This window comes from Clostridium sp. (genome assembly GCF_016650035.1).
GTDB lineage: Bacteria > Bacillota > Clostridia > Clostridiales > Clostridiaceae > Clostridium_AD.
Genome location: NZ_JAENWM010000123.1, coordinates 1 through 8337, shown reverse-complemented (window position 1 = coordinate 8337; position 8337 = coordinate 1). Strand labels below are relative to the sequence as shown.

Sequence of the window (8337 nt, the reverse complement as noted above, 5' to 3'; positions counted from 1 at the left end):
TTTTTAAAAATTCTTGCACCGTGCAGGCTTGTTTGCTATACCTGTTTTTATTACAAACCGCTCTAATATCATTAAATTTTATAATTCTATACAACTCAAAACAAATTCAAGTTTTATTTATTAGTTTCCGTGAGTACTCAAACAATCCCCATACCCCACATAAAAATACCCTTCCTTACAATTTTTCAGATAATTAACTTATCTAAATAATTGTAAGGAAGGGTACCTCTTTTTAGCTTATTTTAATATAAGCTAAACTTTTAATCTACTATTGTTCCAGGATTCATAATACCGTTAGGATCAAAAGATTTTTTAATACTCTTCATAATCTCTATTTCACGTTGTGTGTATTGTTGAGACATATGTTTTTTCCTGGTTTTTCCTGTACCGTGTTCTGCAGTTACCGTTCCCCCATAACTTATGGCAGCGTTATACATTTCATTTCTCATATCATCTAAATAATCTGGCAACTCTCCATTTATAAGCATCAAGAAATTATGGATATTACCATCAGCTATATGACCAACAGCCGGAGATATAGTGTTATATTTTTTTGCAATTCTGCTTATATCTTTCAAAAGGTCAGGCACTGATCCAGGTGGAACAGCCATATCAAGAGCATCAGCTACATTTTCTTTATAAGCTGTATAAACATTACTCCTTATCTCCAGTAAAGTTCTCTGGTCCTTAGTTGTTTCTGCTATTAAGCTATCAACCGCACCGTTTTCTTCACACATACCTACAATTTTTTCACATTTTCCATAAAGTTCATCTTCACTTGCTTCATCTAATATAAACATCAAATCAACGGATCCATTATTTGCAGGATATTTAGCTCCTATATGTTTTGCAGCTTCTAACGCAATTTCTCTGTCCATATATTCTATTGCTAGAGGAGTTATTCCTTCCTGCAATATTTTTGGAACTACATTAGCCGCCTCTTCTGCACTATTAAAAGATATTAATAATGTCCCGATATTAGGATTCTTTGCATATAATCTAAGTGTAGCTTTTGTTACAATTCCTAATGTTCCTTCACTTCCAATCATCAGGTGAAGCAAATCATAACCCATATTATTTTTTAGAAGTTTTCCGCCTAACTGCACTATTTCACCAGTTGCTAATACTACTTCCATACCTTTAATATGGTTTCTCATGATACCATGTTTTACAGCACTTACTCCTCCGGCATTTTCAATAACCATTCCACCAATTTGTGCTCCTTCATCTCCAGGATGTACAGGGAAGAATAATTTATCATACTTTTTCAATTCTTCTAGCATTTTTTCTAAAGTTGCGCCTGCTTCTACTGTTATCATTAAATTATTAACGTCAACCTCTACAATATTATTCAATCTTTCAAGAGATAAAACTATACTTGATTGTGTAGGTATAGCCGCCCCACATAATCCTGTCCCTCCGCCTCTTGGGACAACTGGAACTAAATATTTATTTGCCAATTTTATTATCTCTGACACCTCGTTAGGTGTAGAAGGTTTAATTACTACACAGTCCTCTGAAGCTATCGGCCTTATTTTTAATTCAGTTTCATCATATAAATAACTCTGCATTTGTGATAAATCCGAAACTACCCAATCTTCTCCTACTATTCTAGTTAAATCGTTTATCAATTTCGCTTCCATATTAACCTCCTATTTATTATATTGTAACATTCTCATCTTTGGCTACTGGTTTCCATCCTATGATGCCTCTTAAAATCAGTGGTATTATGATAACAAATACCGCAATATATCCTAATGTTCCATATCCTTTTGCAATAAGTGGTATTAGTCCGAACTGTGCAATACACCATGTAACTATTACATACCCAAGAGATACAATTGTACTTCTCTTAGTTTGTTTTTCTTTTTTCACAGACTCAGAATCATTCCTAGATAAGACATTGACTATTCTATTTGTTGTTCCGTATATTAAGTTTACACCAGTAGATACTGCCCCTAGAATTATTAAGAACGATATCAAAGGAGTCGCCCATGTAGATCCCACACCATTCATAACAACAAATAATGCTGGTACTGCTTCTTTTAATATTCCATCTTGATAAAATGCCATTATACCTAATGTCGATAGCATAAGTACGGATGCGTTTATTACAAATCCCCATGCAGCAGCTTTTTTAGCATCATTTACATCTTTCAAAGCATTTGAGTGCGCTAAATATGCCCCAAGACAACAAGATTGAAAACCTGCATAAACTATTGTTTTCCATAAAGCTTGCCCAAAGGTGGCTTCATTAACTAATGCTCCTGACTTTAGACCTGCAATATTAGAAGTGATTTTACCCCATGCTGCAATTATATTTGGTAGGTATATAATAATTACTCCAAGAATAATAGCAATAGCTATATACGAAGCCGCTTTTCTTACTAACCCTGCGCCAAATATAGTCAAAAGCAACATTGCAGCTGCAATAAGAATAGTGTTAACGATATAATTTGTTCCAAATACAGTTGTTATAGTAGCTCCACCAGTTGCAAAAGCAACAGCTGTAGCAGTTATCAAAATTAATTGAAATATAATTTCGAATATGGGTGCCATTACTTTTTCCACAGGTTTATAAAATTCTACTGCCCAGCTTTTGTAATCATATTTTTTCCTATCCAGTGCAAATTTCCATGCATAGTAAAAAACAATTGCATTCAATGCTTGAGAAACTATTGGTAAGAAAGAAGCATACCATCCATATCCCACATAATACTCTATTACTTGCCTTCCTGATGCAAAACCCCCTCCAAAATGAGTTGTAAACCATACAAATGCTACTGCAAAATACGCAGGCATCATTTTTTTATTATTCATAAAAATCCCCCCTTATTTAGTATAATGCATATTTGAATATCTTGAACTATCTAACACTACCCCCCTTAAATTTAGTGTTTACAATATGTTCTTTTTATTTTTTATCTTATTAATCAATTGAGGTATAACCTTATAAACATCTCCAACGATACCATAATCAGCGATATTGAATATTGGTGCTGACGGGTCAGAATTTATTGCTAGTATCATCTCTGATTCCTTCATTCCTGCTTGATGCTGAGGAGACCCAGAAATACCACATGCTATATATAATTTAGGTTTTACCCTATTACCACTGTACCCTACTTGATGAGATTTGGAGATAAATCCTTCTTCAACTAAAGGTCTTGAACAGCCTACCACTCCTCCTAATAGTTCAGCTAGTTCTTCTATCATTTTAAAATCTTCAGAACTTTTAAGTCCCTTACCTGCAGACACAACAACTTTAGCATCAGTAATATTAAAATTTTCTTCAATAATTTCTTCTAATACTTCAATCGCATTATTTTTTATAACAACAGATTCATATGTTATTACCTCTCCTGTTCTTGTCTCATCTCTTTTCGCTTCATCAAACTCTTTAAATCTTACTGTAGACATTTGAGGTAGTAATTGTGATTTAATATGAGCCAATATGTTTCCACTAAAAGCAGGTCTTATTTGTACAAGTTTAGTATCTACATCGTCAATTTCAAGTCCTGTACAATCAGCAGTAAGTCCACATTTAAAAGTTGCAGCAACTCTAGGTGCCAGTGATCTCCCAAAATTTGTAGCTCCGAACAAACAAATTTTTGGGTTAACATCATCAATTACTCTAACTATATTTTTAACATAAGTCATAATTTCAGGGATATTAAATATCTCATCATCCTTTACAAAAAACACTTTATCTGCACCTCTATAAATGAGTTCATTTATTGGCAAATCAGAAGGTCCGCAAATACAGCAGTACACCTTTTCATTTGTTTTGTCTGCAAGTTCCCTTGCTTTTCCTATAAGTTCGTATGACACCTTATGTATCACACAATTCTTTTGTTCTGCGAAAACCATTACGCCACTATATTCTTTCATTTATCTCACCTCCAGAACTTTCTCTTCTATCATGATATCCAGAAACTCATCCATAGCATCGTCTAGATTATCTCTCCATAATTTTCCTTCTCTATGAACAGCCGCAGGCACTTCAATTTTCTTAACGACAGTTCCAGACCCTTTAATTCCTGTAGATGACTCATCTAAATTATCTTTTAACTCTTCCAGTCCCCAAGTCGTAATTTCTGCTTTTCTTGCTTTCATTTTATCTTTGAATGCAGGAAGCCTAGGATAATTTATATCCTTTGTTACAGTTAATAGACCAGGTAGTCTCATTTTCTTAATATATATTCCATCCCAAATATCTGTTACTAGAGTTATGTTTTCTTTGTTGATTTCATTTATTTTTTCTACAAAACAGATATGTGGAATATCTAAAAATTCTGCAATTTCAGGTCCAATTTGCCCTGTATCACCATCAACTGTTTGCATTCCAGCAAGTATTAAATCAAATTCCCCTATATTCTTTATACCTGCTGCTAATGTATAAGCGGTTGCTTTACAATCAGAACCTCCAAATTTTCTGTCACTAAGCAATATTCCTCTATCTGCGCCTCTTGATATTGCTTCCCTTAATGCACTCTCTGCACTTGCTGGTCCCATACTGATTGCAATTACTTCCGCTCCCATATCTTCTTTAATTTGAACTGCTGCCTCCAATGCATTTAAATCAAAAGGATTAATCTCTGTCCCAGCAGATGTTCTGTCTACTACTCCTCTTCCACTGTCAAATTTTACCTTTTCCATGTCTGGTACCTGCTTTATCAGTACAATTATTTTCATTTCCCTCTCCTAACTGGTCTTTATTTAAAATCTTTCAAAATCTAATAATTAATTACAACAACTAACTTATCCCCGTACCTGGATTCAGAATATTATTTGGATCAAAAACATTTTTAATTCCTCTCATTATTTCCAAGTGTTTATCTGAATACTGAATATGTAGGCTTTTATTTCTTATTTTACCAACACCATGTTCAGCGGTTATTGTTCCTCCAAGTTTTATGGAAAGTTTATATATTTCTTCCGATAATTCATTATAACAATCAGGTTTCTCTCCTGTTTCTGTCATTATAAAGTTATGAATATTCCCATCTCCAACATGTCCAAAAGAAGGCATTCTAACATTATATTTTTTTGAAAGTTCTTCTATGCCATTCATGTAGTGAGTTATATTACCCACAGGAACAGCCACATCTAATATATCGACAACCTGGGACTTAATACTTGGATATCCGTGGCTCCTTATTTCCAAAATTGTTCTTTGCTCTTTTGCTGTTTCTGCTATCAAACTGTCTACTGCACCATTTTCTTCGCACATTTCAACTATTTTAGCGCTAGTTTCATATAAATCATCTTCTTTAGGTTCATCCAAAATGAAATACAAGTCTACGATACCTTTTTTAGCGGGCCATTCTAGTCCTAAATCTTTTGCTGACTTCAGCATAAAATCTTTTTCTAAATATTCTATAGCTAATGGAACGATTCCCTTTCGGAGTATTTTAGGCACAACTTCAACGGCTGCTTTTTTATCAGTAAATGATACAATTAAACTTCCTGTATTGCTTGATTTAGGATACAACTTCAAAATTGCCTTGGTTACAATACCTAATGTACCTTCACTTCCTATCATAAGATGAGTCAAATCATATCCCGAATTATCCTTCATAAGTTTTCCACCAGTCTTAATTATTTCTCCTGTTGGAAGAACTACTTCTAAACCTTTTATTTGGTTTCTCATAACGCCATATCTCACTGCTCTTACGCCTCCAGCATTTTGTACAACCATGCCTCCAACTTGTGCGCCTTCATCTCCTGGATGTACAGGAAAAAACAAACTGTCATGGATTTTGAATCTTTCTTCCAAATCCATGAGCGTAACACCGGCTTCACATTCAACCATCATATTATTATCATCGACTTCAATAATTTTATTTAATCTCTCCATGGAAAGAATTACGCTAGGTTTAATAGGTACAACTGCACCCGCACAACCTGTCCCACCACCTCTCGCTATAATAATAAGGCTTTCATTATTAGCATACTTTAATACTTGCGATATTTCCTCAGTATTAGCTGGTTTAACAACTATACAGTCATAGCAAGGAACTGGTGCTATCGCATGTTCAGTTTCATCTTTGATATAACTGCTTATTTTCTCAGCATCATTTATGACCCAATCATTTCCCACTATCTTCTTTAAACTCTCAACAATTTTAATATTCATAATATCCCCTTCCACGAACCTTTTTTGTTAGAACCCTTTTTTCAAGAATTATTTTATAAATTTCAGCAAATTAACAGAATATTATAAAATAAATTCATATTGTTTTACTATTGTAGCATAAACAATGCCAAATATAGCTTATGCTAGCAAAGAACAATCGAGAACATTATAACTTACCATTTTATTTTTTTAGGACTTTGAATATTTTATATTTCAATGTCTTTCAATGTGCAAATCTCTTGCAAAATGAAAGTTATAATTGCATTTTGCAAGAGTTTATGATATTGTTTTACCATATCATTTTATATTGAAGGGAAGTAATTTATATGAATACTATTTCAGAAAATCTCTTAAATAAAATATCTAATCCGATAATTATATGTAATAGTTCTGGAGAAGTATTACATACTAATTTCATAATGAATGATGTTTTTGACTATTCAAAAATGAAACATCCAAAAATTGTGCAAGAATTTGATATGAATTTTAACTATGAAAATATTTTGGGAAATGAGCCTATTAATGGAAGTGTTTTGCTGAATGGTATTCCATCTGCTGTTAGCATATATAGTTTAAGTGACAAATACAATTCAGTTAATATTATCTATATGTTTGATACCTCGGTTATAAATAATCAAATTATAGATAAGTTGATAAATGAAATTGATGAAATAGTTGTTATTTTCAATGAGTACGGAGTACTCCAAAAAATGAATGCTCTATGTGATGATCTTTTGCCCTTTAATCGTTCGCAAGCACTTGGACAAAGCATTTACGACATGTCAAAAAATGGTTTGGTAAAGAACCCTATTATTGTTGAGATGCTAAAAGTTAAAAAGAAAATTTTTAGGAATGTTAAATATCCAAACGGAAAAATTATTTCCTATACAGCAGTACCTTTCTTCCATAATAATGGTAATTTAAAGGGTGGCGTAGTTACAGGTAGAGATATAACCCGCTTAATAAAATTACAAGCCAGCATGAATTTAGATACTCACCAACCTGAAACTATAGATTATATTAGTCAAAGTAAGGTTATGGATAACATCAAAAGAATGGTCATAAAAGCAGCTGCTTCTGACTCATCCATATTTATATATGGAGAATCAGGTGTTGGTAAAGAAATTATTGCGAAAATGATTTATAACTATAGCCAAAGGCGGGAAAAACCTTTTGTTGCAATAAACTGTGGTGCAATACCCTCAGAACTTTTAGAATCTGAATTTTTCGGCTATGAAGAGGGCACCTTTACAGGCGCTAAAAAGGGCGGTAAAAAAGGCCTTCTAGAGGAAGCCAATGGTGGAACCGTTTTTCTCGATGAAATTGGGGAATTGCCAATGCCAATGCAAACAAAACTTCTTAGAGTCCTACAGGAACGTATAGTCACAAGAGTAGGTGGAAGTACCCCGATAAGCTTAGATATAAGATATATAAGCGCTACAAATATAACTGAGGTGGATCTTCATAATAACAAAAAATTCAGACAAGATTTATATTATCGTCTTAATGTTATACCCATTAAGATTCCACCTATTAACGAGAGAAGAGAGGATATTATTCCTTTAATTAATTTTTTTCTTGATTTTTACAATAAAAAATATAATAGAAATTTAACTTTTTCACCAGTAACTTTTAAAATACTTTCTCAGCATGATTGGCCTGGAAACATAAGGGAGCTTAAAAATATGATAGAAAGGTTAATAGTCCTTGCAACTGATGATATTATCAGCGAGAATGAACTTAACATACTCATTAACCTGGATGATATTGAATACCATACAAATGATATACCCTCCGTTATAATAAATGGTTATACTAACCTACCCACTGTATATGATGTAGTTGATCAAATAATGATTTCAAAAGCACTAGAAAAACATGGCTCTGTTGTGGAAGCTTCTAAAGAATTGGGGATTAACCCTTGCACAATACACCGCAAAATCAAGAATGGTTCTATAAGATTGTAAAATGTCTGTCCAATAACCAACTTTAAATATATACGAACTTTATTTTAATTTAGTTAGGTCTCTGGGTTTCTTTTTTAATGTTACACAAATTGTTAGATTCGAATAGAGATCTGCCTCCAAAACCCCACCAAACCCACATTCCATCGTCACCCAATTTAATAAACTTCTGATTCCAAACCCTCTTTTTCTCCCTAAATAACCCAAAACCAAAATCAAATCTATATTTAAATT

The 8337-nt window shown here is 33.2% G+C and carries 7 protein-coding genes; 1 reads left to right on the top strand and 6 read right to left on the bottom strand.

Going from position 1 to position 8337, the window contains the following annotated elements; all coding sequences use genetic code 11:
- Positions 1 to 260 precede the first annotated feature (260 nt).
- The 5 genes from JJD95_RS18670 to JJD95_RS18650 form a co-directional block, all read right to left on the bottom strand.
- Positions 261 to 1643, bottom strand: a complete 1383-nt coding sequence (locus JJD95_RS18670) for an FAD-binding oxidoreductase (protein WP_291644772.1) — start codon at positions 1641 to 1643, stop codon at positions 261 to 263.
- A gap of 16 nt (positions 1644 to 1659) precedes the next feature.
- Positions 1660 to 2820 (bottom strand): hypothetical protein, encoded by a 1161-nt coding sequence (locus JJD95_RS18665; RefSeq protein ID WP_291644771.1) that lies wholly within the window; start codon positions 2818 to 2820, stop codon positions 1660 to 1662.
- A 78-nt stretch (positions 2821 to 2898) separates the two neighbouring features.
- Positions 2899 to 3891, bottom strand: a complete 993-nt coding sequence (locus tag JJD95_RS18660) for an electron transfer flavoprotein subunit alpha/FixB family protein (RefSeq protein WP_291644770.1) — start codon at positions 3889 to 3891, stop codon at positions 2899 to 2901.
- A complete protein-coding gene (locus JJD95_RS18655; protein ID WP_291644769.1) occupies positions 3892 to 4695 on the bottom strand; it encodes an electron transfer flavoprotein subunit beta/FixA family protein in 804 nt (267 codons plus the stop codon).
- A 61-nt stretch (positions 4696 to 4756) separates the two neighbouring features.
- The gene (locus tag JJD95_RS18650) at positions 4757 to 6139 is read right to left on the bottom strand and encodes an FAD-binding oxidoreductase (protein WP_291644768.1); all 1383 of its coding nucleotides are present in this window, start codon (positions 6137 to 6139) and stop codon (positions 4757 to 4759) included.
- Positions 6140 to 6465: 326 nt separating this feature from the next.
- Between JJD95_RS18650 and JJD95_RS18645 the strand changes: the two genes are divergently transcribed.
- Complete coding sequence (locus JJD95_RS18645; RefSeq protein WP_291644767.1) at positions 6466 to 8106, top strand: sigma 54-interacting transcriptional regulator; 1641 nt, start codon at positions 6466 to 6468, stop codon at positions 8104 to 8106.
- 39 nt (positions 8107 to 8145) lie between these two features.
- Here JJD95_RS18645 and JJD95_RS18640 read toward each other — a convergent pair.
- On the bottom strand, positions 8146 to 8337 hold a 192-nt coding region (locus tag JJD95_RS18640; RefSeq protein ID WP_291644766.1), incomplete at its 5' end, for a hypothetical protein.